A 24647-nucleotide genomic window follows, 5' to 3' on the forward strand; every position below is an offset into this window, starting at 1 on the left:
AGCTTCATTTTTCAGGAACAGGCTTAAAGTTATATTTTTTGGTGGCCTGACGTACCCTTTTCATGAATTTCTCTCCCGGATCGGTCTTTTCAGTACGGTAGCCTTCGTCAACCTCAAGCCATAAAGGATGGTTTTCAAATTGGGTATATTCATAATGGCCAATCAAATAGTCAATATCATACTTGTCAACCAAATACTCTACCAACCAGATATTCGCTTTTGATTGCTTTCTCGTCAAAGGGGTTTTATCGGTGCCTCCAACATTTTCAATTCCGATGGCACAATGATTTAGGCCAATCACATGACGCCCCATGTAGGTTTCGGGCATCAAACGATAGATGGTACCATCTCTATCGACCAAAAAGTGTGTGGAAACGTTCAACCCGCTCACCGATTCAATATCTGGCCGCCAAGAGGGAAGTGTGGGCTCATAAAAAGCCCTGTACGAACCCTCAAAAGTTGGTATGGCCGTCCAATGCAGTACAATCATTTTAGGGGTTATTTCAACAGAATCACCACTTAAATTGTATCGGTCTTCTAAATATTCTTTGGTCAATTCGATACGCTGTTCGTTGAAAACAATAGGTTTGTCAACTATAACCTGAGGAATGTCACTTGAGACCCCACACGAAACCAAAACGGCAGTCATCCATAGAACTACAAAAATCTTTTTCATACTTCCACTATTTTGTAATCGAATCATTTTTAGGGACCGCATAACAGATCATCAATTTTTTTCTGCCCCAGTTTCGGGCACTATCGATATTGTTGCCCATATAAATATCAATTTTTTTTCGCCATTTACGATGCATTTTATCCTTCACATAAAACGTATCAGGAAAGGTATCGATTTTGACCATCGTATTATGTGTCAACCCCCTTTTGATAAGGTCACGCGACACTGCAATGGCTTTCATGCCAGGCTTTAAAGTATCGCCCCAAGCGGCCAAGGTGGGTTTGCCATCGGTTTGCCAAGGCACTGAATTGTATGCAGTCGCGGTAACTTCAAGGGCGACCCAGTCATGCGCGGATTCTTTTTTTTGGGTTCTTTTACAAGAAGTCATAACAAAAAGTAGTAAGAGACCCCAGAGGATAATAAAAACACAATGTCGCCTTAACTGTATCATCTTTTGGGCAAGGGAACATAGGTGTTGTCATCTGCCATCATGGGGAAGGTCTTGTCTCGCCAGTTTTCTTTGGCGATTTCTATTTTTTCTTTGCTCGAGGATACAAAATTCCAGTAAATGTGTCGCTCCTCTTCAAAAGGCTCTCCCCCAAAAAGCAGTACATGGGCATCTTTTTGCATGGTTATGCTGCAGGTATCTTCTACTTTGGACACCAAAATATTTCCTTTATCAATGGTTTCTGAACAGGCCTCGATACTGCCATCAACAATACAAATACCGATTTCACCTGAAAGATTTCCTTTGACATCAAGGTGATAGCTATCGGAAGTTTTGATTTCTACCATAAAGAGTGGCGAATGTATGGGAACGGGGGATTTCCATCCATATCCTTCGCCCGCCACCAAAGTGAATGTGGCAGCACCATCTTGCCATTGCGGTAATTCATGGGCTTCAATATGATGGAATTCAGGTTCCATTTCTTCCAATTCTTTCGGCAGGGCAACCCAAATCTGGTAGCCATGGGCCGTAAACGTTTTTCCGCCCCGCATATCTTTTGGGGTTCGTTCCGTATGTGAAACGCCCTTGCCCGCTGTCATCCAATTGACAGAACCTGGCCTGATACGCTGTACCGTGCCCATACTGTCTTCATGCATCAACTCGCCTTCCAACAGGTATGTCAAGGTAGAAAGACCAATGTGGGGATGTTGGTCCACATCCATGTATTTGTGCGGCCCCAATTCGGTGGGCCCCATGTGGTCAATAAAAATAAACGGGCCTATCATACGCTTCTTTCGAAACGGAATCAAACGTCCCACTAAAAAATCACCGATATCGCGACTGCGTTCTTCGATGATCAATCCCATGTTTGACATGCATCAAATGTTTATATTCGTTCTGAAAGTTACAAAATCATCCTATGAAGTGGATCAAGCGAATTCTGCTGTTATTGCTCGTTGCAATTGCCGTAATCGTATATCTCAACTACCCCAAACTGAATATGATTTCTGGCTACACCGCTAAATATATGGCTTCACAGGTTTATGTGGCCGAAAGGCAGCAAGAAGCTGTGGTTTTGGAAGATTTGCAATTCCCCATGATAGAACTTGCCGAAACTGAAGTGAATCACCAAAAGACGAGTGCATCGGCAACGGTCTATGGTCTCATGAACCGAAAGGCCATTGACCGTCAAGGACTGGGTTGCGTTTTGGTGAATGAAGACCATCCGAAGGGCGAGCAGTATCTACAACCCAAGCGGAATTTCAAGAAAGTGGACCGCTTCTACCCCTTTGGTCATTTGCCTTCAAAGGATACCGTCTTTCCTGAAATAAATTATGACAAACTGCAGAAAGCGGTCGCGATGCCCTTTATGAACAATGACGTGCAAAAAACAAGAACCTTGCTCATACTCTACAAAGGCCACTTGGTGCATGAAAATTATGTGGATGGATTTACCAAGGATACTCCCATTCTTGGCTGGTCGATGACGAAGAGCGTACTTGCCACTTTATTTGGGATTTTAGAGCATCAGAAAAAATTGGAAATGGATTGGCCTGCACCCATTCCTGAATGGAAAGACGACGAACGACAAAACATCACATTGAATCATTTGTTGCGGATGCAAAGCGGACTCGCATGGGATGAAGACTACACCAAAATCTCAGACGTTACAAAAATGCTCTTTTTGGATAGTGACATGACACTAGCCCAGAAGAATAAACAAGCGATTGCCAAGCCCACGGAAATATGGAACTACTCTTCGGGCACCACTAATCTCTTATCAGGAATTCTGCGGATGCAGTTCAGAAGCCATCAAGAATACCTTGATTTTCCGTATTCGGCCCTGATTGATAAGATTGGAATGCATTCCATGATTTTAGAGGCCGACTTGGTCGGTAATTATGTCGGTTCTTCATACGGATGGGCCAGTACAAGAGATTGGGCCCGGTTTGGCCAATTGTATCTCGATAAAGGCCAATGGAACGGCGAACAATTGTTCAACTCTGCTTGGATTGATTACATCACCGAACCCACTGAACTTTCGAATGCAACGTATGGAGCCCATTTTTGGTTGAACGGCAATGGTAAGTATCCCGATGTGCCGAAAGACCTTTATTCCTGCAATGGCTATCAAGGGCAGTATGTTTTTATGATTCCCTCAAAAGATTTGGTGGTGGTGCGTACGGGCCTGGCCGAAGAGCCCGATAATTTTGATTCGAATGGATTCTTGGGGGCTTTGGTCAACAGCTTCAAATGACCAAATTACCATCAAAATGTCCCAAAATAAGCTCCTGACCACAAAAGTATAGGGGTTCACAACAATAATTTCACCTTGCAACGGTATGGGCGTACATTTACAATGTAATTAATTCAGAAAGTAAATTTTTTCATTTTCATATAGTGTTCTCGTAAAAGAGTCCTGATCGAAAGACAGGGCTCTTTTTAGTTTAAGGCCTCCCCTTCCCGATAGCTATCGGGACCCTCCAAAGGAGGTGAATCTTATTCTTTTGACATGAATTACACGAATCTTGGCGGATGGTGAGGAAGAGAAGATATCATAAGCTCCTTTCTTTGGTCAAGGGAAGGTGGATTATCCGCAAAGCGGATAAGACGGAAGGGATTGCAATCAAGTTGTTTTAGAATTTAATTCCCTTTTGGGATTAAGAAGCCTTAGGGTATCCACTTATTCTTACCAAAATCAGGTTTTCGTTTTTCTAGAAAAGCATTGCGCCCCTCTTTGGCCTCATCGGTCATATAGGCCAACCGTGTTGCTTCACCGGCAAACACCTGCTGCCCGACCATGCCATCATCGGTTAGGTTCATGGCAAACTTCAGCATTTTGATACTGGTCGGTGATTTGGCCAATACCTCTTGTGCCCATTGGTATGCAGTGTCTTCCAATTCATTGTGTGGAATCACGGCATTGACCATACCCATTTCATAGGCCTCTTGCGCGGAATAGTTGCGCCCCAAAAAGAAAATTTCACGGGCCTTTTTCTGCCCTACCATTTTGGCAAGGTAGGCCGAGCCATAGCCCCCATCAAAACTGGTGACATCGGCATCGGTTTGTTTGAAAATGGCATGTTCTTTACTGGCGAGGGTCATATCGCAGACCACGTGCAGGCTGTGTCCACCCCCTACGGCCCAACCGGGCACCACGGCGATGACCACTTTAGGCATAAAACGGATCAGTCGTTGTACCTCCAGAATATTCAAGCGGTGATAGCCATCATCGCCCACGTAGCCTTTATGGCCACGTGCCTTTTGGTCGCCCCCACTGCAAAAGGCCCATTTGCCGTCTTTGGTCGACGGCCCCTCACCAGAAAGCAGTACCACACCGATAGAGGTGTCTTCTTGGGCATCATAGAATGCTTGATACAATTCACTGGTCGTCTTGGGGCGAAAGGCATTGCGCACCTCGGGGCGGTTAAAGGCAATACGGGCCACTCCATCACATTTTTTGTAAGTGATGTCTTCAAATTCGATGGCGGTCTGCCAGTTGGGTTGTTTGGACATGGAAAAATAGATTTGCCCAAAGATAGCGAGATTGCACTATGTGAAAAACTGTTGAACAACCCAATCACCATGAGCATTGAAGTGTCAACATTTTTCTTCTAACTTCGTTTCCCCCAGAGGCAGATAAAACCGGTGGATATAAATCATTTAAAAAACGAATTCATATCCTTTAAATGTTGTAAAACATAAATCATCAACACCATGAAAAGATTGAACTCGATTTATTTTTACGCTTTTACTATATTGATCCTTTTTGGATTTGTTCCTATTCAAGAAACTAATTTATTTTTCAAGGAGACCGGTAATGGCGAAACCATAATATTTGTTCATGGAAGTCAAGAGGATTACCGTGCTTTTATACCCCAATTCGAATTGCTCGGCAAGGAATTTCACGTCATAACCTACAGTAGGCGATACAATTATCCCAATGAGCATTCTTACAAAAAGGAGACGCCTTTTAATCCAATGACGGAGGCTGAAGATCTTGAAAAATTGAGACAACAAATGGGCATCGAAGAATTTAATATTGTTGGACATTCTTATGGTGGACTGGTTGCATTGGCCTACGCCAATAAATATCAAAATAGATTGAAATCAATTACAGTATCCGAACCTCCCGTATTAAGCATAAAAGGATGTGACGAATCCTTATCATACACAGAGAAGGGATTGATAGAAAAACTAAAAGCCTCCTTTAAAACAAAAGATACAACGGTTGTCATGAAAGCAATTTTTGAATTTTTTGTTGGGAAAGATATACAGAACCAGATACCGCCGGAAGCTTTGCAAGCGCTCAAATCAAATTTGCCGGAAATGGAAGCACTTGCCAATTCCGAAAATCCATTCCCAAATTTGAATACTACATTTGATTTCCCTACAATGATTATAACATCAGAAAATGTAATGCCTATTTTAATGTGTACAAATGAATCCTTAATACGTATTACACCCAATGCCAAACATGTCAGAATTCCCAGCGCATCTCACGATATGTGGATGACTCATCCAACTGTAATGTCAAGTCACCTTAAAGATTTTATCTTAAATGAATAGCTGCATATAAATTGAATAAAAATAAATTACGTTTTACAACATTGGCTATAATTCAGCTATGCCCCTGAACAAATTAAAAACATTAACTTTAAAAGACGGTCGGATTCCGTACTTGGAAAATCCTGACGGATTCCCCAAGCCGAAATCATAGCCGAGATCGGTAACGAAGCCCTTATTTTTTCCGATGCTTCTCCTCAATCCACTTGCCCATAAACTTGGTGGCGTTTAGCGATTGATGTTGTAGCATTTGACCGATAAAGTTCTTTTGACGATGGTCATCTAAATTTGAACCAACGGCAGTAATCTTGCCAAATAAGCCGTCTTTTAACTTTTCGGCATTGTAAATGGTGTTGACAATCTCAACTCCATTGCGTTGGCAACTCATCCACTGTGTAGGTTTTTGATATAAGGCTACCGCAGCTTTGACAAAATCTCTTGGACCGTCACAAATAGCGCCTGCCCATTGCAGATTACCATGCATGCCCTCTGATCCGATTGGAGTGGTAACACTGGGCAAGCCGTTGCACATGGCGTCGACCAGTTTTCCTTTGATGCCCGCCCCGAATCGTAATGGGGCCAAATTGAGCCTAGCTTTTTGCAATTCGGCATCGAGATTGTCAATCCATCCCTCGACCAAAAACCCTTCTTTTTCATTGTGCAGTTGTTTAATGGATTCTGGCAGATAGGCCCCAAAAACCTTTAGTTGGGCATCGGGCAGTTCTTTTTTGATTTTTGGCCAAATATGGCTCTTAAGCTGATAAATGGAATCAATATTTGGGGCATGCTTGCCATTGCCAAAACAGACCATATCTTTCCGTTTGCCAAAAGTGGGCCAAGCTTGTATTTCTTCATCCGTTAATTTGGATGACAAAAAGGGTAAGTGCAACACATGGCTTTGTGGCACTCCTATTCTATCAACCAACAATTTTTCTTCGAAATCACTGACCACAAAAGTGAGGTCTGATCTGAAAATACTGGCCATTTCGCGTTTGGTTTTATCCGTGGTCAGCCAATTGCCATAATCGAACGCTTCTTCATGCTTTACGGCAGCTTCCCGATAATCTCGAAGGGAGTGTAAATCCTCAGTATTCAGTATTCTGATGGCCTTTGGAACATTTTCGGCTACCCGCCAGCCAAACTGTTCTTCCACCATAAATCGGTCAAAAATGACCATATCAGGCTGTAATTCTTTTATCAATATATCAAAACTGGAGTCGTTGAGCTTGATGGGCACTTCTTTGACCTTAAACTTTGATATATCCGCTGAGAACTTGGTTTTAGCGGCGGTGCTTCCAAAGAATAGCTGAAACCCTTTATCCGCAAAAGCTTCCAACAGTTGTACCATGCGATGCCCTGCCGCAGTGGTCTTGGGTTCGGGCCAAGTGTGGCCAATCGTTAAAAGTTTCGGGTTTCTAGTTTCGGGTTTTGGGTTCAATGTTGAGAGTGTTGTTTACTATAAAAAATTAACATCGAGCACCTAACACCCAACACTGTGTCTCACATCAACTGTGCAAACTTCTTTGAGATGCTCGAACGGAGTTTTCGCTCATAATCTTCCTCAAGCCACTCTTTGTAGTTCTTGGTATTGTTCATGATACAGTACGAATACTGGCGCACGCGATAGGCAATCTCTTCTTTCAGTTCTTTGGCCAATATTCGGGCGTCGAACACGTCTTCACTATTTTCAACACAGATTTGGGCGTGTTGTTCGATGCTGCGCTCCAGCACGAGTTTTGATTTTCCGCCTTGCGCAAAGACTTTTTTGTATTCTTCCTTGATATTAAAATCAATATTTTCAGACTTTTGAAACTTGGCCCGCAGTTCATCGGGCATCTCGTAAACGAACTCGCGTTCGATATCTTCATCGTTTTTAATGTTTTCCAAATAAAAATCGGGAAAGTGGAAGATTTCTTGCCAGTCAACGGGTTCATCCCAAGGTCCGAACCGCGCCAAGTTGTTTCCCAAATCCACGACATTGAAGTCTTTTTTATTGGGAAGCACACGAGATCCCCGACCGATCATCTGAAAATACAGTGTCAACGAACGGGTCGCCCGGTTCAAAATGATGGATTCCACCGTGGGTTCATCAAAGCCTGTGGTCAAAATACTGACCGAGGTGAGAATGGCATCGGGGGTCTCTGAAAACCAGTCCAGTATCTCGCGACGCTCTTGGGCCGAGTTTTTGTTGTCTAAATGGCGAACGTCGTAGCCTGCTTTTTTGAAGGTTTCGTACACATAGAGCGATGTATTGATGCCATTGTTAAAAATCAGGGTCTTGGTGCCTTTGGCAAAATCTTCATAAGCGGCCAATGTCTTGCCCAGCATGCTTTGGTTTCCGTAGAACTCGTCAGATGATTTGACAGTATAATCACCGTGAATGCCCAATTTCAAAGATTTCAGGCTAACATCATAGTTGTATAGGTTGGCCTTGGCCAAAAAACCTTCTTTTATCAATGACTTTATCGATTTGCCGACAATCAACTTTTGGTAATTGTCTTTCATCGGCAATTTGATGTTTGAGCTCAACGGAGTGGCCGTGACGCCCAAAATGGTAGCCTCATCAAAGTACTTGAACAACTTTCGAAATGAGTTGTAGTGGGCCTCATCAATGATGACCAGCCCAATGTTCTTGATGTCGACCTTGCCTTCTTGCAGGCGGTTGTTCAAGGTCTCTACCATGGCCACAAAGCACATGTACTCATCTTGGTCGACCAATTCCTTTACATCGCTGTTGATGATTTTGTTGGCAACATCAAAGCCTTCGAGCATGGCCGCGGTCTGACGACTCAGTTCAATACGGTGGGTCAAGATGACCACTTTCTTTTGGGTGTCACGAATGTAACGTCTCGTAATCTCAGAAAAAACCACTGTTTTACCACCTCCCGTGGGCAACTGGTACAACAGGTTACTGCCGTCGGGCATGGTTTTCAGATGCTCAAATATGGTGTTCAGGTCTTTGAGCTGGTAGTCGTAAAGGGTCTTTCGTGCTATTTGCTTTTGTACCTCCAAAGGGAATAAAATGCTTTCAGAATTATAAAACCTTGCAAAATTAGGAGTTTTTTGCATCTGCTTTGGCCCAACAAAGTGAAAATCTATCAAAAGACTATCAACAATCCATTGATGTTACTGCATACTCGAGCAACAGTGTTTAATAATTTTTTGATAAGAATAACAATTCCCATTTGGAAAATCGCTGAAAATGTTTATTATATAAAGATATCGTAATTAAACCCGTATACACAGAATGAGGCAACTTAAGATTATTAAACAGGTAACCAACCGCGAATCCAAATCCCTAGACAAATACCTACAAGACATCAGCAAAATTGATTTGATAACTGCCCAAGAAGAGGTTGAATTGGCCCAACGCATCAAAAAGGGCGATCAGGCCGCACTTGAAAAATTGACCAATGCCAATTTGCGGTTTGTGGTCTCGGTGGCCAAACAGTATCAAAATCAGGGATTAAAACTGCCTGATTTAATAAACGAAGGAAATTTAGGACTTGTCAAAGCAGCAAAACGTTTTGACGAGACCCGCGGTTTCAAATTTATCTCTTATGCGGTTTGGTGGATACGACAATCCATTTTACAAGCCCTGGCTGAACAATCAAGGGTCGTGCGATTACCGTTGAACAAAATCGGCTCCATCAATAAAATCAAGAAAATGACTTCCTATCTAGAGCAGGCCCATGAGCGGTTGCCCTCAGCGGAAGAAATTGCCAAAGAACTTGATATGAGCATCAGCGAAGTGAAACAGTCCATCAAAAATTCTGGAAGGCATGTCTCTATGGATGCGCCTTTGAAGGAGGGGGAAACTTCAAACCTATACGATGTCATGAAAGCAGGTGAATCGCCAAGGCCAGATAGAGAAATGATGCACGAGTCATTGAACACTGAAATCAATCGGGCACTGGATACCTTGTCGCCTCGGGAAGCCGATGTGGTACGCTTGTACTACGGCATCGGTGACCAACAATCAATGACCTTGGAAGAAATTGGAAGCACCTTTGACCTCACGCGAGAGCGCGTGCGCCAAATACGTGAAAAGGCCATTCGAAAGTTACGGCATAACTCAAAAAGTAAGATACTTAAAACCTATCTCGGGTAATCTAAATTCTAAGAACAATTCAATTGGTTGATATTGTAGTTGACCAAGATTTCATTCAGATTGTTGATGAAATTGTTATAGGCCATATTGTCATTGCTTTGATTTTCCATAGTTCATAAGTTTGGTGGCAAGATCTACAGGTAATCCAATTCTGCCAGTTCGTTTATGCTTAAGATTTCATTCAATTCTTGTAAAAATGCAAGATATTCTTCGCCGTAGGTATCGTATAACATGAGCTTATAGGTTTAAAATTTGGGCTTCATATTGTTAACGTAAACATAACAGAATACTTGTGTGGTGGCAATTTAATGTGGTGAATTGACCATTTTTTGTTGTAAAAGAGTCTAAAAAACAAAGTGATTCTGCGTATATGCCATTTATTTGGTATACAGCTTCAATCGATTAACGGCACGAACAATAAGATATATCGTCAATCGTTACTGTTATTGGGCATTGACAATGCCCCCACCACTAAAAATTTGCATTCAAATGCACGCTATACCCCAACTCGTAACAAGACGACTCTCATATTTACTGCTATTTGTAAGTTTAGCACTGGCAAGTTTTTCAACACCCGCAAACACAGCCGCTGAAAAATCAAACACTGTTGAGTTTATAAGCCACAGTTTTAAGGCGGGCCGAAAAAGTTTTTTTAACGTAGGGGAGCAATCTGAACGCCTTCGTCGAGGTTTGACCCTTGTACACTTTAATTCTACGAATTCTTATGAATTCAAGACTTATGATACGTATGGTGATGAAGAAGACTTAAATAAGTTCTTGGCAGTTCTGGAGCGAATGGTGATGGAAAAGGCTGTATTTGCCATTTTGGCCCATGACTCTGCCGTTGAGAATGCTTTTGAAAATGGTAAAAATTTGGCCAAGATGGGCTTTAAAGCCTTATCAACGCTTGAGAACAGGCAGGCCTATGTTATGCACAATCTTGATGGTAAAATCAATGAATATGTTGATGAAGCCGCTGTAGTTCTGACCGCTGCCATACCTGAAACCACAAAAAGCGACCAAGTATATTTTCCAAAGGAACGTTACGAATTTGAGGCCAGTTTTGACCGCTTTATTGCCCATGCGGGCGGGGCGGTGGATGGTCATGCCTATACCAACACCAAAAATGCACTTGACCAGAACTATGAAAAAGGGTTTCGTCTTTTTGAATTGGATATCATCGAAACCTCTGACGGACACTTTGTGGCGGCCCACGATTGGAACATGTGGTCTCGTTTTACCGAATATTCAGGCAAACTGCCCCCTACCCTTGAAGAATTTAGAAACGAAACAATTTATGGCGATTACATTACCATGGATATGAAAGCCATCAACGATTGGTTTGCAGCCCATCCGGATGCCGTTTTGATCACAGATAAAATTTCAGATCCCTTGGCCTTTGCCGATCAGTTCTACGACAAAGAAAAACTGATTATGGAATTGTTCAGCCCCATGTCAGTAGAGGAGGCATCAAACAATGGCATAAGGGCCATGATATCACAAAAACCTTTGTTGGCCCTGAAAGGCAATCAAATCGATTTTCTTAAGGCCAACAATGTCAAATACGCCGCGGTCTCAAGAAGGATTATTGAACGCAAGAAAAAGTTGATGCTCAAACTGCGTGACAGCGGTATCAAAGTATACGTGTACAATGTCAACTTTGATGAAGGAAAAGACGAAAAGTATGTCTATGAAAATGAAATCGGACTGGTCTACGGTATGTATGCCGATAAATGGGATTTTGAGTTGGAGCCTAGCTCAACCCAAGTAAAGTGAAAAGTGAAGGATTTTTAAAATTTCACACTATAGATAAGCCCGCCTGTAATTCCCCAGAAAAAGTTTCCAGAATCAAAAGAAATTTCTTGTCGCCGAACACCCAATCGTGCCTTATAGATGTTGGTGTTTTGTTTGTTAGTAAACTGATACTCTAGATTCAGACGCTGTGTTTCAATAAAGAAAATGGTCTCGGCCAATAATTCATCGTCGGCGAAAAACTGGCGTAGTTCGGGCGATATACCCACTCCCGCTGTAAAGCCCATATAATTTTCACTGTTCTTTGTGTACCGTCGCACCAATAAGTTTCCTGATACACGGGTCAGCCCATCAGGTTTAGGGGTGACCAATGAGCGCAATGAAAAATAGTAATTGCCCCTATAGTGGCCCAATGAATTTGAAATACCCGTAACATTTCTGGTTCTGGTGATGATGTGCCTTGCCCCTGCTGAAAATTCGAACGAGCCGGGAAGGCTCATGTATACATCGCCCCCCATCTTATGATTTGGATAAATGGTTGCATTGGAATAACCGTAATTCAAGTAGGCATAAAATCCCTTTGCAAATTTTGGATACAGGTCTATATCATATTGCACCCCCTGCTTACCAACACGAGAACTAAAATTGATTCTGGGTATAATACTGCCATAAGGTGTTTTTCTTTTGTAGGATATGCTCGTAAAGAACATGGGGTCATATCGTTCATTGAAAACAGTCACCGTATTGCTGACCCCTATTCGGTTTTTAGGCTCAGCATCTTTCTCAGTTTTTTTCCCCTCAATTTTTGAAGCTATCTTTTTTTTCTTGATTCCCTTTTTTGGGTTTTTTCGCGTCTCCTCAGTGTTGTACCAGCCAATTTTTCCATATTTGATGTTCATCACTTGGTCATGCGCCAATAGTTTCAAACGCTGCAATTCTGCATCTTTAATATACCGCATTGCTTTATTGGCCAACCCAAGTGCAATGGCGTTTTCTCCCGCGTAGAGTTCGTTCTTTATCGCGGCCACCCATACATCCTTTTTGTTATTATTTTCGGATAAAAGTCTGTTAAAGTATAATCTCGCTTTGACGTATTGGCCTGTCCAGCTATAGGTTCGGGCCAAGAGTTCACTGGCTTCTGAATGCCGGGGGTTTTCCGAAAGTACCTCTTCGAGCACTGCCTGCGCCGTTTTGGAATCTCCACTATATGCAAGCTCATAGGCTTGATGGTATGAACCCTGGGATGAGGGGCCACTATCAGACTGGCTCCATCCGTAGAAACAGAAGAAGCCTATTATGAAAGAGCTATATGGTACCAAACGGATTTTCATTCGTCGAGTGCTGCTACAATTTCTGTTTCTTTTTGCTTTTTGGGCTTTTTGGTAAGGGCGACCCCTGCCTTTCTGGCTTCACGCCGTGCCCTTTCAATCTTATCGGTTATCTCATTGGCACTTGAACTGTTTTGCTGTACCAACTCGATCAGCTCGAGTGCGTCTTTGTGCCTACCGTCCCAGAAATACACATCGAACAGTGCAGAGTATGAGTCGACATAATCGGGATTGATAGCGATACATTCCCTCAACAATTCAACGGCAACATCTCTATTGCCACGCCAAGCGTTGACCCTGCCCATCAAAATTTTGGTATCTACATGCCTTGGTCTTTCAGAAAGAATATAGCGGCAGACCAGCAGCGCCTTATCATATTTTCGGTCATGGGCAAAATCGCGGGCAATAATGTAATATACATCAGAATTGTAGCCGTTGTTCAGACTATTGAGCCATACCATTTCAGTGTCGGTGAACTTTTCTTTCTTCAGCGTAAAAATGGCCAAGCTATCAGGAATTATCTTATTGTTCAGGGTCACATATTCATTGATTGACTTGAATGCATCTAACTTTTCCTTAATATTGGAACCCCCAAAAGAACCACCCAAATTCATGTTTTCATCGATGGAAAAAACTTTTCCATCCGTATAAAACTTCTCACCACTGATATATTCGTTCAAATCATTTTTATTTATCATCAAGGGAATATCCTTGACACCCCTGAATTCGGCATTGGTATCTAAAGCGCCCCCTATCCACGCTACTTTTTTTGGCATTTTCATTTCATATTTTCCTCCCAGAAGCGCCAATAAACTGGGGGCAACATCAAAGTGTGATGAGATTCCACTCATCTTTTTGTGTGATTTTAACATCGGGCTGGTAATGATCAAGGGCACGTTGAACCTGCAGATGGTATTTCGCAAGGGTATGGGTATCAACCTATGATCGCCGGTAATCACAAAAATGGTGTTATCGTAACCCGGTTTTTTCTTATATTCTTCCAAGGCATACTTGATGGCATCATCTGTGTACAACAGTGTGGCAAAAACATTGTCATTCTTCTTGACTATTTTTTCAACACGACTGTCAAAACCCCCTTGTTTTAGAATTTTTTCCACCTGGTCTTCGTAAAAGTCCTGTCGTGGTGGCATAAAAGGCTCATGGTTGCTAATGGTGAGATAAACCTCCATACGGGGTTTATCGCCTTTGCGTTCTAGACTCATGCTCTTTCTGAACAGTTCTTTATCAGGAAAGCCCCATGTGAAACCACCATCGTTACCGGCCTGCATTTCATACTCAGACCCGAAACCACCTTTGTCCATTATAAAATCGACATCTTCACTGATCAAAAATTGGTCTACGTTGTCAAATGAACCGTTTGTGCCTTGATAAAAAGACGTGTGGTAACTATTGTTTTTCAGGATGGTGAACATCGTAAGCTTGTTGGGGTATTCATCAAGCTCCATAAAACCGCTTTTACCAAAAGGCAAAGAACCCAGCATACTGGGGAGCACGCCAAAGGTTCTTCCTGTTGTGCTCATACAATTCTCCCAATACAGTGATTTTTGTGAAAGTGAATCTAAAAAGGGTGTAAATCCGCCATATTCGGCGCCTTCACCGACAAAATCCCTTCCAAGCCCTTCGACGATAATGAAAACGATATTGGGCTTTTCTTCCTTCAGTTCAAAGTACTCACCCAGTACATTCGGTGTGTTATCATTTTTTATCAGAGGATATTCAGCGTCAGCTTGGTAAACATGTTCTTCGGTTGTGCTGTTGTATATGTTCACTGCCAGATACTGTGATTTGTTCTGGTTGATGGGCTTGCCATCAAGAAACAGGGTCGAGATAAAAAGGCTGAAAAGTATGATGGTAAAAGGATACATTCTGCCAATATGATGGTAATATCTTGACGAGAGTTTGTACAGGCCGAAGAACAGCCCCATGATGGTCAAGACACCTACAATCGGCAAGAATGAGGCACCACCCGAGTTTGAGACCGTAGTCTTGATGTCAGCAAAACTATAGCCCAGTAAATCAGAACCCAGCGGCACAAGTGCAGTCAGGTAATAAGAAATCAACATGGCCTCAATGACCAACAAAAAAATCAGGAGCACAAAAACGATGTTGAGGCCGTAGCGTGGTCTCAGGTTCTCAAAAAAGTTAAATGGGAAAAGTAAAATCATGGCAACCACAGAGGCAAAGCCCAACTGGTGTGCCACGGCAATAAAAAAACTGGCGCTGAAAATCATATCGACCACTCCTTTAAAGTACAGGGTCGTGTATTGATATATTGATAATATGACCAAGCATCCAAAAAACGAGATGATCAATCTCGTATAATGCTTCAGTGAATATCTATCGCGTGTACTTGTATTCATGGCAAATGATTTTAAGCTGCTTTGGCAAATCCTTTTCTGACCTGTGGCCCCCACCCTCTCTTTTTTCTGAAGAGTTTGGTGAGATTGCCCCTCACCGAGGCACATACCACTAGAGGGTGAAACACAATCGGTTCGACCATGGCACAGAACATCAATGTCAGAATGTCTTTTGTTTTACTGTATTGGTTATAGGTATACACATCCCACAGGATGGCATAGAAAGAGAACATCACAGAGAACATATATACCATGGCGGTCAGGGCAATGAAAAAGTCCCAGTTCAAAATGCCCAAATACCAAAAAAGAATAATGGTGAAAAAACCAAAAAACTCCATCAATGGTGCGAGCCATTCATAAAAAAACCAGTAGGGATAGCTTACAAGGCCCAATCGACCATATTTTGAATTGAAAAACATGTCTCTGTGCTTGTAGAGGGTCTCAAGGTTACCCCTGGCCCAACGATCCCGCTGGTTGACGAGCACACTTGCACTTTCGGGCACCTCTGTCCAACACAAAGAATCAGGAATGTACTCGACAGTATAAGCTTCACGCTTTTCGTGCATATACCGGCGCATTTTGAATATGATTTCCATATCCTCGCCCACGGTGTTTGTATCATAGCCTCCAACCGCCATGGCAATTTCACGGTCAAAAAAGCCGAAGGCTCCTGATATGATCAATAGACTGTCAATACGTCCCCAGGCCATTCTTCCCAAAATAAAAGAGCGGGTGTATTCCAAAAGTTGAAATTTAGCCAACCAATTTTTTGGCAGTCGAATCTCTTCAAGTGTTCCTCCGGAGATTTGACATGAATTTGCAACCCTGATCACTCCACCCACGGCGATGACTCGTTTTTTTGAGCGTTGAAAGAATGATTTGACCACATGCAACAATGCATCGGGCATTAGTAGACAGTCAACGTCAATGCAGCCCACATAGCGGTTTTGAGACAATTGCATACCAGCGTTCAAGGCGTCGGATTTACCACCGTTTTCTTTATCAATGATTGTCAATTTTGAAAATGGACGTTGTCGGGATTTATAGATACCACGAATGGGTTTTGATTTCCAATCAGGGTCAATTTCCTTTTCAATTTCCATCAAATCATAGGCGTTGATCAATTTCTCGAGCGTATCATCTTTACTACCGTCATTGACCACCATCACTTCGTAGTTCACGTATTTCAATGAGAGCAGCGAACGCACATTTTCAACGATGGTCAATCCTTCATTATAGGCCGGCGCAATAATGGTAATACCAGGGGCCAAAGGCGATGCCATCACTTTTGATAAATCGCCAAAACTGTTTTTATTTCGATAATGGATGGAGTTTTTGGTGGAGAAATAACCCATAAAGCAGAACATGACGAACAGTACTACCGAAAACAAAAAGAAGACGGTGTCTATATATTCGAGCAGTATGTTCAATGCACTTTCCATTAAATTCTATTCTTTTATGGCCGCTCTTCGCTGTTGGGCTTGATAAAACTCTTCTGTGAAATCAAAATCAATCCTTAAATGGTCTTCCTCAGGAGGAGATATATCAAGTTCATCATACAGAAAACACAGCTCAAGGGGCAGCAATTCTTTTTGATGCTCTAGAGGTACTATCTCGTTTTCTGGTGCAACAGTTTGCATTGGCTTCTCATCTTCCTTCAACATATCCCCGTTTGATTCGATGGGGATTGATTTTTCGCTACCCTCACCATTTAGTCTTAAAAGAATGATGGATTTTGTTTTCTCGGCCTTTTTTTGAATGATGGCATCTTCATCGTCAAGTAGCATGAAAAGCAGCGGAAGCTCTTTTTCATCACCCAATTCTGCCATTTGTTCAAGAAGGATGATTTTTGATTCCAGATCCGATGCATAATCCAGCAAGTCATGAAAAATGCTCTCTTTGGGCGTGCCTTCAAATTGGGTGTGATTTTCAATAATCTCTTTGTCTGGGGCAGTTTCAATGGTAGGCTTCTCTGTATTTCTGCCCAACGATTTGATGATTTTGAAAATTCGAAAGCGGAGTTCTGAATTGGGCTCATCTTCCATGATTTCTTCCAAAAGCGGGATGTCACTTTGGGAAGCCGTATCGTGCATTGCATCGACAAACTTGTCTTTTTCTTCGACTTCCATTTCAGAGTACGCCTTTTCAAAACCCTTATTTTGAAGACTTTCTATTTCTTCTTCTTGCGCTAAGTCGGTCAAAAGACCGATTTCAGCGTTTATGGATTCATCCAGCTCCTCAGGTACGGGCCCTATTTCAAAAGTTGACTCTGTTGTATCTTCTGCAACGTTTTCATCAACCGACCGGGTTTCTTTTTCATTGGCCGTGAAAATAGTCTCTGTATCGACCTCATAGACTTCAATTTCCCCAACCTCTTCCTCAGTAAGTTCGGGTTCAACGGTGTTGGTCTCTGAATCGGCAATTTGTTTTACCTCCTCTTTCAATGCTGACTCATCACCAAATACCGATTGTTCCTCAGCTTCAAACGACAACTTGTTTTGTGGAATGATATCTTTAGTCGGCAACACGGTATCGGGTGCAATATCATTGATGGCCATGGCCACCTTGTTTTTAAGGATGAATCCGGATTCTTTCTTTGCGACTTTCTGTAAAAACTCGATATCGTCTTCACTGCCAAGGGTAGCAATGGCATCCAAGATTTCAATTTTGATGATTTCTGAGGTTTTCCAATAAATGGCCTTCAGAATCGGTATTGCCTTGATGACACAAAATTCTTTGATACAATTGATGGCTTCCGTCTTGATACGGTCATCTTTGTGCTTTAACAACTCAATTATGGCTGTAATGGCATCGTTTTGATTGTAATGTTTGATAAGGCGCAGTGAGAACAGCACTACATCACGGTTAGATGAAATCAACCATGCCTTGAAGTTTGGCGGTCTAAAGTGCTCTATGGTTCTCAGGGTCTCGATCAACTTCAGCTGTTGCCATTCAGAGATGGAATAGCGGGTCGTATCCAAAAAATGGGCAATGCCTTCTGCGCGCAGTGAAACTGTTGCTATTTCAGCCTGTTTACGAATTGTGCTTCTTTTGTCATTTATAAATTTGGTAATGAACGAATAGGCGTCGACCACTTTCATTTGGGTCAATTCCAATATGCCCTGCGAGACAACCTCCCAGCGCCAGCTGTTTAATTTTTTATAGGCATCTAAATGCAGGTTTAGGTCATAATACAGTTCGTTCAACCGCTCACGGGTTTCACCGGCAACATCTTTCTGCAGATCGACAAGTATTTCGGTAAGGATTTTTCTAAACGCGGGGTTGCCCAATTCGTTCCTGATATTGATTTTAAGCTCTACATATTCCTTCTTTTCAACAATTGGTGCACTAGGGTCGTGAAACAAGAAATTACTGATGACCGGGGCGAGTTCTTTTTTCTTGTCAACAAGTCGCTTTGAGCGGAATGAAATCTTGTTCCGAAAATAGAATATCCCCAAAAAATATAATGCTCCAAGTACAGAGAACAAGAGGGTCAAATCCCATAGCAAATTGGTATGTATCGTAGGTGTTTCTATGATCGGGCGTTTGGGGGAAGCCTTTTGCTAAGCTTTCATGGTTTTTAAAGTTCTTGCGACCCTCACCAAAAGTTCATGGGGGCTTATGGGTTTTGATATAAAATCATTCGCACCCAATTCGAATGCGTTCATCACATTTTCATCGTTTGATGCAGCAGAAATCAAGATGACGGGCAATTCCAACTTTAATTCATTTCTGATATGGTCAACCAGCTCAATCCCTGAATAATAGGGCATCATAATATCTGAAATGATCAAATCGGGCAATGATTCACACAATGCCTCTTTTACCTGCAACCCATTTTTTAAAGTTGTAACCGCATAACCTTCCTTTTCAAGCCAATGGCCCAACAGCGCTGCCATCATATCGTCATCTTCGACCAAAAGGATATCTTTTCTTTCCAAAACCTTCTACTTATAGCATTTTCAATTGTTCATCAATGGATTTTTCTACCGATGGGTATTCATTCAAAAATTGATTGAACAGAAAATCAAGGTGTACAAAATCAATTTCGTTCTTGCAGACAGCGTCCATTTGTGCTGCAATCTGAAATAGACTTTGTGTTCGCATCATTTTTAAACTTGACTTTATTTTGTGGCTTGTGAAGCCTATACCCTCGACATCGTTGTTTTTCAAATGCTCACGGGTATTGGCCATGAATTCTGAAATATTTTTTTTGAATAGGATGACTAATTCTTCCAAAAGGGCCTTTTTGCCCATACAGTCTACCAACACAGCGTTGAGATCGGCCATATTACAATAATGTCTATCGGTATTCATATTTGATTCTAGCAACAACTCTTGGTTTTTTGTCATCATGCAGCACTATTTTATTCGGTTGAACCGCTCATGGTCAGTAGTAAGATGATTGACGCTGCCAATTCAATAGCGGCAATGGTATCGGGTTGTTTTATTGTCGTATCGTTCTTCTTTAAATGTTGAACGTACTTCAGCAAACCCTTTATCAAGCGATTGATTTTTGCCAGCTTGACCCCATCATCGGCAGAATCTCTGAACAGGCTATCAATACTATTTGTGGTTTTTGAATACAACTCGTTCTTGAACACCTCAAACGCATACTTGAGCGAGATGGCTTCATCAGCACCCAGCGTTTCAAAAGAAAAATTGTGGAGCCCTATTTCTAGTTTGGTCAAATGGCTTTCTAATTCTCTAGTTATCAAAGGATTCTGTTTTTTTATGTCAGTTCAAGTAGTGATGCACTATCCTGATTCAATCCTAACCGACTGGTTTTTACAGGGTTAAATCTCTTTATTTCACCCTATCCCACCAATTAAATGTTATCTAGTATGGCTATTATGTTGTCAAATTGCTTTATTTGTAGGTATAAACTTTCTGGATTATGAGAATACTATTGATTTTGTGCGCAGTGTCAATGCTCGCGGCATGTGCTGAAAAAGAGCCCAGTATTAAAGAAAGGGCCAAAAAAATCCACCAAAATGTAATCACGATTGACACCCACGATGATATCAACGTGAAGAATTTTACCGACAGTGTCAACTATACGCAAAACCTTGATACCCAATTGAACCTGCCAAAGATGGAAGCTGGGGGGCTTGATGTAGCGTGGCTCATCGTGTATACAGGCCAAGATTCCTTGACTTCAGAAGGATATGCAAAAGCTGCTGACAATGCCACGGCCAAGTTTGACGCTATTCACAGGCTTTGTGAAACAATGGCACCTGATCAAATTGAACTGGCCTTCAATTCAGATGATGTCAGAAGAATTCATTCAAAAGGCAAAAAAGTAGCGATGATTGGGGTAGAAAACGCATATCCTATCGGGGAGGACTTATCGAAGTTTGAGGAGTACCATCGCAGGGGCGCACGCTACATATCCCTTTCCCATAACGGGCACAGTCAATTCTGTGATTCAAATACTGGCGAAAAAGATAGTGTGTGGTTACATAATGGTTTAAGTGATTTGGGTAAAAGTGCTGTAAAAGAGATGAATAGACTTGGTATTATGATTGATGTGTCGCATCCTTCAAAACAGTCGATGGTGCAAATGGTTCAACTTTCAAAAGCGCCCATAATTGCATCGCATTCATCAGCAAGGGCATTGTGTGACCACAGCAGAAATCTTGATGACGGGCAGTTAAAGTTGTTGAAAGAGAATGGCGGTGTCGTGCAAACCGTGGCGTTCAGTGCATATCTCAATACTGAAAAGCATGAAAAACGGGCAGCCTTCATGAAGAAGATTTACCAAAAAGTGGCAGATTCTCTGGGCGTTACTTGGTATGAGCGTTCGCAATTTGGTTCCCTGACCAAAGAACAGCAAAAAGAATTTATCGCAAACTACCCAAAAGTCATCAAGATTTCGAAAGAAATTGCATCAACCCAAAAAGATGCTCCGCCTGCTGTAAGTGTACCTGACTTGGTAGACCATATTGACTATATGGTCAATTTAATGGGTATTGACCATGTGGGCATCAGCTCTGATTTTGATGGTGGTGGTGGCATTGAAGGATGGTCCGATGCCTCAGAAACTTTTAATGTGACATTAGAGCTGGTCAAGCGCGGCTACACAGAAGAAGAAATTGAGAAGCTATGGGGCGGCAATCTATTGCGCGTACTTGATGAGGTACAACAGGTTGCCTCAGAAATGCGTTCGTCTCAATCGTCTTGATTGGCCAACCTGTCTTTGACATACTCTATTTTCGTTTTGCCATGTGGCGCGGGTTTACCATTATCATCCAAATTGACCATGATGATGTTATCGACCGTTACAATGGTTTCGTGGGTCATCTTGTTTCTGACCTCACAGTTCAGATTCAATGAGGTTTTTCCAAACTTGACGACCTCTATCCCTATTTCAACAATATCACCTTCTATGGCCGTGCTCATAAAGTTGATCTCTGACATGTACTTGGTGACCACCTTTTTGTTCTCGAGCTGTATGATGCTGTAAAGTGCTGCTTCCTCATCGATCCATGCCAATACTTTCCCCCCGAACAATGTACCATTGGCGTTCAAATCTTCTGGCTTGACCCATTTGCGTGTATGAAATCTCATGATAAGACTATTATGGCTTCAAAGGTAGGCAGAATCTAATTTGGGAGTCATTTCCCAATAAAAAATTAAGCATTTATAAAGTTTGTTAATCTTAAAATAAACTTTTCTTAATTGAATGGCATCGCTTTTGGATATCAAATAAATTGAAGGGCAAACCCGAACCAAATTAAACAAAATGGATGTCTCAGCTTCTGAAAAATTTTATTCAGACCCAAGTTTTACTGTCTTCAAAGTACCCAAATGGCGGGCCTATTTTTACAGTTTTTTATCGGTCAAGTTATGGGGAAATCTACCGAGTAATCTTCAACGAAGGATTTCGAAAAAATACGCATCGCTATACGACAAACCCTTTTCAAAACGGTTCATACCTACGTATCTATCTGTAAATTATAGCGACAGTTCCTACTTGGAAAAATTTAGGCCTCCCCATGGAAAGCCTGATTATGAAAGCTTTCAAGATTTTTTTACCAGAGAGTTCAAGTTTCTTCCCAAGAATGAAAGCCCATGGATTTGGCCTTGTGAAGGGCTCCTCTGTGATATGGACAAGGTGGGGGCGATTAAAACGGTTCATGTCAAATGTGATGAGCGAAAGGTACACACGGTTTTTGGCGTAAGTGAAGATTCAATTCCATCGAACTATACGTTTACCAATGTTTTTCTACATAACAAAAACTATCACCGAATTCACTCTCCTGTAAACGGCACTATTTCTCGAATACAGCATGTGCCGGGAGATTTAATCGTGTTGCGCCCATGGATCTATGTTCAAAATCCGTCATTGCCTGCTTTTAGAAACGAACGGTATAATATTGACATTACCGATGAGTTGGGCCGTACTTGGTATCTGTCAATAGTTGGCGGACCTGCTGTGGGAACCATTAAACTTAATGACACGGTTTCAGTCGGACAAAAAGTTGAAAAAATGGGCGAATTGGCACTCTTTTATCTTGGGTCTACCTGTTGTATGGCATCACCTCTCGTGCCAAGATTCCACGAAAAAAATACGTTTGTAGAAGTCGGGGCCAGTTATTGAAAAAGTGTGGGTGATTTGCCAGGCAATGTCGCAGGAATTTTTAAATCTGTTTGCAAGACATCGTTCAACAACTTGATGAAGTGTGCCGACAAAAGCGGGGATTCCAATTCATGGTTCTGGTGCACAAAGAAATGCAGGTTTTGCAGCCCTGCTTCCTTCCAAGCCTTCAATCTTTTGGTCCAATCCCCCAAGCGGTTATAATCTGATTTGTGGTTTGCGCCGACGTAGCGTATAAATGCTTCGTTGTTGGTCAACCGCATGTGCATCAAATCCCGTCGCCCCGCAGTATCGACCAAAACATTGGCAGTGTTGTTTTCTTCCAACAAGTGATACAGTTCATTGGCGACTTTTTCATCGTTGAACCAATCGGTGTGTCGAAACTCAATGGCCAGATCAAATTCTTTGGGCCAATATTCAACAAACCGCACTACCCTATCCCAGTTTTTTGGCCCAAAATTGTTGTGCATCTGTAGAAAAATGGTGCCCAATTTATCTTTCAATTGGGAGGTTACTTCGAGATAGCGATCAACCGTTTCATAGATTTTATCGTTCAACCGCCTCAAATGACTGATCTCATTGGTGATTTTAGGAAAGAATTTGAAATTTTCAGGGGTCTTGTCATACCACTTTTCATATTGTTCCGCAGGAAAGATGCGATAAAAGGTGGCGTTGAGCTCGATGCAGTTGAATTGTGTGGAATAATATCCCAATTCATCCTTCGTACCTCTCGGATAAAAATTCTTTAAATCTTGTCGGTTCCATTTGGCACAACCGACATAGACTTTTAAGTCTTGATTGCCTTCTTGCTTCGCGAGCACCACATCGGTATCCGGATGGTCAGGGGGGATGGCAAAGTCAATTAATTCTGGCCGGTCTACTTTTCCGAATTTCATATAAATAATTCTCCAGTAAATATAACCAAGACACCTTGATTTTATTCAGATTTTAATACCTAAATTGTAACACGATAGCATAAAACGGTACTAATAGACAATTCAAATTAAAATCCTTAAGAAATGAAAACACTCACGACTTTTGTTATGGCATGCTTTATTATGGTCGTTGGAGCACATGCCCAGACTGCTGATGAGATCATCGCCAATTATTTTGAAAATATTGGGGGGCTTGACAATCTCAAAAATCTTGAAGGCATGAAAATGACAGCCAAGGTAAATCAGGGCGGTATGGAAATACCCATTGAAATCTACCAACTCAAAGACGGTCGACAGATGACCAAAATCACATTTCAGGGCAAGGAGATCATGCAGGGCGTTTATGATGGTGAAACCTTGTGGAGCCATAACTTCATGACCATGAAGGCAGAAAAAAGCGACGCTGAAGAAACGGCCAATTTTAAATTGAATACTAACGATTTTCCCGATTCATTTGTCGATTACAAAGAGAAAGGCTATATCGTTGAGCTTTTGGGAAAAGAAACTATAGACGGCGCAGAAACCTTTAAGATTAAATTGGTCAAAGAACCCATAACCGTTGATGGCAATCAACAAGACGATATTTCATTTTACTTTTTTGACACAGAAAATTTTGTGCCCATAGCTGTTCAATCAGAGGTAAAAACAGGCCCCGCAAAAGGTCAAACATCAGAAACCACGATGAGCGATTATCAAGAAGTCGAGGGACTTTATTTTCCATTTTCAATGACCCAAGGTGTGAAAGGCGGCCAGTCGCAACCCATCACCATTGAAACCATTGAACTGAACCCAACTGTTGACGATGCAGCATTTGCTTTTCCTGAAGAAACAGAAACCGAAGAAAAATAACTAA

Annotated in this window: 22 protein-coding genes; 7 read left to right on the plus strand and 15 right to left on the minus strand. The window is 41.9% G+C overall.

Annotation, left to right across the window (positions count from 1 at the left end):
• Positions 1–4: 4 nt before the first annotated feature.
• The 3 genes from AAAH86_RS04555 to AAAH86_RS04565 are packed head-to-tail and all read right to left on the minus strand — an operon-like array spanning position 5 to position 1999.
• Entirely contained in the window at positions 5–676 is a 672-nt protein-coding gene (locus AAAH86_RS04555) for a peptidoglycan recognition family protein (protein WP_343486316.1), read from the minus strand.
• 7 nt (positions 677–683) lie between these two features.
• Positions 684–1064, minus strand: coding sequence for a hypothetical protein (locus AAAH86_RS04560; RefSeq protein WP_343486317.1), 381 nt, complete (start codon positions 1062–1064; stop codon positions 684–686).
• A 59-nt stretch (positions 1065–1123) separates the two neighbouring features.
• The gene (locus tag AAAH86_RS04565) at positions 1124–1999 is read right to left on the minus strand and encodes a pirin family protein (RefSeq protein ID WP_343486318.1); all 876 of its coding nucleotides are present in this window, start codon (positions 1997–1999) and stop codon (positions 1124–1126) included.
• A gap of 44 nt (positions 2000–2043) precedes the next feature.
• Between AAAH86_RS04565 and AAAH86_RS04570 the strand changes: the two genes are divergently transcribed.
• On the plus strand, positions 2044–3381 hold the full coding sequence (locus AAAH86_RS04570; protein ID WP_343486319.1) for a serine hydrolase: 1338 nt from the start codon (positions 2044–2046) through the stop codon (positions 3379–3381).
• A gap of 413 nt (positions 3382–3794) precedes the next feature.
• Here AAAH86_RS04570 and AAAH86_RS04575 read toward each other — a convergent pair whose 3' ends face one another.
• Positions 3795–4640, minus strand: a complete 846-nt coding sequence (locus AAAH86_RS04575; RefSeq protein WP_343486320.1) for a 1,4-dihydroxy-2-naphthoyl-CoA synthase — start codon at positions 4638–4640, stop codon at positions 3795–3797.
• Positions 4641–4841: 201 nt separating this feature from the next.
• Here AAAH86_RS04575 and AAAH86_RS04580 point away from each other — a divergent pair, with 201 nt between their 5' ends.
• On the plus strand, positions 4842–5693 hold the full coding sequence (locus tag AAAH86_RS04580) for an alpha/beta hydrolase (protein ID WP_343486321.1): 852 nt from the start codon (positions 4842–4844) through the stop codon (positions 5691–5693).
• Between the two features lie 172 nt (positions 5694–5865).
• Here AAAH86_RS04580 and AAAH86_RS04585 read toward each other — a convergent pair whose 3' ends face one another.
• Entirely contained in the window at positions 5866–7128 is a 1263-nt protein-coding gene (locus AAAH86_RS04585; protein WP_343486322.1) for a glycosyltransferase, read from the minus strand.
• Between the two features lie 62 nt (positions 7129–7190).
• Positions 7191–8759 carry a DEAD/DEAH box helicase family protein gene (locus AAAH86_RS04590; protein ID WP_343486323.1) on the minus strand — a complete coding sequence of 523 codons (1569 nt, stop codon included), beginning with the start codon at positions 8757–8759 and terminating at the stop codon, positions 7191–7193.
• 178 nt (positions 8760–8937) lie between these two features.
• On the opposite strand from AAAH86_RS04590, the gene AAAH86_RS04595 reads away from it, so the two are divergent.
• Both AAAH86_RS04595 and AAAH86_RS04600 read left to right on the plus strand, forming a co-directional pair.
• Complete coding sequence (locus AAAH86_RS04595; protein ID WP_343486324.1) at positions 8938–9801, plus strand: RNA polymerase sigma factor RpoD/SigA; 864 nt, start codon at positions 8938–8940, stop codon at positions 9799–9801.
• Positions 9802–10290: 489 nt separating this feature from the next.
• Positions 10291–11577: a hypothetical protein gene (locus AAAH86_RS04600; protein ID WP_343486325.1), complete on the plus strand. Its 1287-nt coding sequence runs from the start codon at positions 10291–10293 to the stop codon at positions 11575–11577.
• A gap of 14 nt (positions 11578–11591) precedes the next feature.
• On the opposite strand, the gene AAAH86_RS04605 is transcribed toward AAAH86_RS04600, so the two are convergent.
• The 7 genes from AAAH86_RS04605 to AAAH86_RS04635 form a co-directional block, all read right to left on the minus strand.
• A complete protein-coding gene (locus tag AAAH86_RS04605) occupies positions 11592–12884 on the minus strand; it encodes a YaiO family outer membrane beta-barrel protein (RefSeq protein WP_343486326.1) in 1293 nt (430 codons plus the stop codon).
• Positions 12881–15262, minus strand: a complete 2382-nt coding sequence (locus AAAH86_RS04610) for a sulfatase-like hydrolase/transferase (protein ID WP_343486327.1) — start codon at positions 15260–15262, stop codon at positions 12881–12883. Before AAAH86_RS04610 ends, AAAH86_RS04605 begins: the two co-directional genes overlap by 4 nt.
• An 11-nt stretch (positions 15263–15273) precedes the next feature.
• Positions 15274–16701, minus strand: coding sequence for a glycosyltransferase (locus tag AAAH86_RS04615; RefSeq protein ID WP_343486328.1), 1428 nt, complete (start codon positions 16699–16701; stop codon positions 15274–15276).
• A gap of 6 nt (positions 16702–16707) precedes the next feature.
• Entirely contained in the window at positions 16708–18756 is a 2049-nt protein-coding gene (locus AAAH86_RS04620; RefSeq protein WP_343486329.1) for a HEAT repeat domain-containing protein, read from the minus strand.
• Positions 18757–18822: 66 nt separating this feature from the next.
• Entirely contained in the window at positions 18823–19200 is a 378-nt protein-coding gene (locus tag AAAH86_RS04625; RefSeq protein WP_343486330.1) for a response regulator transcription factor, read from the minus strand.
• 10 nt (positions 19201–19210) lie between these two features.
• Positions 19211–19615, minus strand: a complete 405-nt coding sequence (locus AAAH86_RS04630; protein WP_343486331.1) for an Hpt domain-containing protein — start codon at positions 19613–19615, stop codon at positions 19211–19213.
• A gap of 11 nt (positions 19616–19626) precedes the next feature.
• A complete protein-coding gene (locus AAAH86_RS04635; protein ID WP_343486332.1) occupies positions 19627–19977 on the minus strand; it encodes a hypothetical protein in 351 nt (116 codons plus the stop codon).
• Positions 19978–20156: 179 nt separating this feature from the next.
• Between AAAH86_RS04635 and AAAH86_RS04640 the strand changes: the two genes are divergently transcribed.
• Positions 20157–21443, plus strand: a complete 1287-nt coding sequence (locus tag AAAH86_RS04640) for a dipeptidase (RefSeq protein WP_343486333.1) — start codon at positions 20157–20159, stop codon at positions 21441–21443.
• Here the strand turns inward: AAAH86_RS04640 and AAAH86_RS04645 are convergent.
• On the minus strand, positions 21431–21829 hold the full coding sequence (locus AAAH86_RS04645) for a hotdog domain-containing protein (protein WP_343486334.1): 399 nt from the start codon (positions 21827–21829) through the stop codon (positions 21431–21433). The two genes, AAAH86_RS04640 and AAAH86_RS04645, sit on opposite strands and share 13 nt — an antisense overlap.
• A gap of 175 nt (positions 21830–22004) precedes the next feature.
• Between AAAH86_RS04645 and AAAH86_RS04650 the strand changes: the two genes are divergently transcribed.
• Positions 22005–22862 (plus strand): phosphatidylserine decarboxylase, encoded by an 858-nt coding sequence (locus tag AAAH86_RS04650; RefSeq protein ID WP_343486335.1) that lies wholly within the window; start codon positions 22005–22007, stop codon positions 22860–22862.
• Here the strand turns inward: AAAH86_RS04650 and AAAH86_RS04655 are convergent.
• The gene (locus AAAH86_RS04655; RefSeq protein WP_343486336.1) at positions 22856–23755 is read right to left on the minus strand and encodes a DUF72 domain-containing protein; all 900 of its coding nucleotides are present in this window, start codon (positions 23753–23755) and stop codon (positions 22856–22858) included. The genes AAAH86_RS04650 and AAAH86_RS04655 overlap by 7 nt on opposite strands.
• Before the next feature lie 123 nt (positions 23756–23878).
• Here AAAH86_RS04655 and AAAH86_RS04660 point away from each other — a divergent pair, with 123 nt between their 5' ends.
• The gene (locus AAAH86_RS04660; RefSeq protein WP_343486337.1) at positions 23879–24643 is read left to right on the plus strand and encodes an outer membrane lipoprotein-sorting protein; all 765 of its coding nucleotides are present in this window, start codon (positions 23879–23881) and stop codon (positions 24641–24643) included.
• Positions 24644–24647 lie beyond the last annotated feature (4 nt).

The organism is Allomuricauda sp. d1 (assembly GCF_039592695.1).
GTDB lineage: Bacteria > Bacteroidota > Bacteroidia > Flavobacteriales > Flavobacteriaceae > Flagellimonas_A.

What these genes read in the sequence shown, in the direction of transcription:
- AAAH86_RS04555 (WP_343486316.1), bottom strand. Translation starts at nt 676, where the DNA reads ATGAAAAAGATTTTTGTAGTTCTATGGATGACTGCCGTTTTGGTTTCG.
- AAAH86_RS04660 (WP_343486337.1), top strand. Translation starts at nt 23,879, where the DNA reads ATGAAAACACTCACGACTTTTGTTATGGCATGCTTTATTATGGTCGTT.
- AAAH86_RS04575 (WP_343486320.1), bottom strand. Translation starts at nt 4,640, where the DNA reads ATGTCCAAACAACCCAACTGGCAGACCGCCATCGAATTTGAAGACATC.
- AAAH86_RS04560 (WP_343486317.1), bottom strand. Translation starts at nt 1,064, where the DNA reads ATGACTTCTTGTAAAAGAACCCAAAAAAAAGAATCCGCGCATGACTGG.
- AAAH86_RS04595 (WP_343486324.1), top strand. Translation starts at nt 8,938, where the DNA reads ATGAGGCAACTTAAGATTATTAAACAGGTAACCAACCGCGAATCCAAA.
- AAAH86_RS04645 (WP_343486334.1), bottom strand. Translation starts at nt 21,829, where the DNA reads ATGAGATTTCATACACGCAAATGGGTCAAGCCAGAAGATTTGAACGCC.
- AAAH86_RS04600 (WP_343486325.1), top strand. Translation starts at nt 10,291, where the DNA reads ATGCACGCTATACCCCAACTCGTAACAAGACGACTCTCATATTTACTG.
- AAAH86_RS04615 (WP_343486328.1), bottom strand. Translation starts at nt 16,701, where the DNA reads ATGGAAAGTGCATTGAACATACTGCTCGAATATATAGACACCGTCTTC.
- AAAH86_RS04630 (WP_343486331.1), bottom strand. Translation starts at nt 19,615, where the DNA reads ATGATGACAAAAAACCAAGAGTTGTTGCTAGAATCAAATATGAATACC.
- AAAH86_RS04655 (WP_343486336.1), bottom strand. Translation starts at nt 23,755, where the DNA reads ATGAAATTCGGAAAAGTAGACCGGCCAGAATTAATTGACTTTGCCATC.
- AAAH86_RS04640 (WP_343486333.1), top strand. Translation starts at nt 20,157, where the DNA reads ATGAGAATACTATTGATTTTGTGCGCAGTGTCAATGCTCGCGGCATGT.
- AAAH86_RS04565 (WP_343486318.1), bottom strand. Translation starts at nt 1,999, where the DNA reads ATGTCAAACATGGGATTGATCATCGAAGAACGCAGTCGCGATATCGGT.
- AAAH86_RS04610 (WP_343486327.1), bottom strand. Translation starts at nt 15,262, where the DNA reads ATGAATACAAGTACACGCGATAGATATTCACTGAAGCATTATACGAGA.
- AAAH86_RS04580 (WP_343486321.1), top strand. Translation starts at nt 4,842, where the DNA reads ATGAAAAGATTGAACTCGATTTATTTTTACGCTTTTACTATATTGATC.
- AAAH86_RS04570 (WP_343486319.1), top strand. Translation starts at nt 2,044, where the DNA reads ATGAAGTGGATCAAGCGAATTCTGCTGTTATTGCTCGTTGCAATTGCC.
- AAAH86_RS04605 (WP_343486326.1), bottom strand. Translation starts at nt 12,884, where the DNA reads ATGAAAATCCGTTTGGTACCATATAGCTCTTTCATAATAGGCTTCTTC.
- AAAH86_RS04650 (WP_343486335.1), top strand. Translation starts at nt 22,005, where the DNA reads ATGGATGTCTCAGCTTCTGAAAAATTTTATTCAGACCCAAGTTTTACT.
- AAAH86_RS04590 (WP_343486323.1), bottom strand. Translation starts at nt 8,759, where the DNA reads ATGCAAAAAACTCCTAATTTTGCAAGGTTTTATAATTCTGAAAGCATT.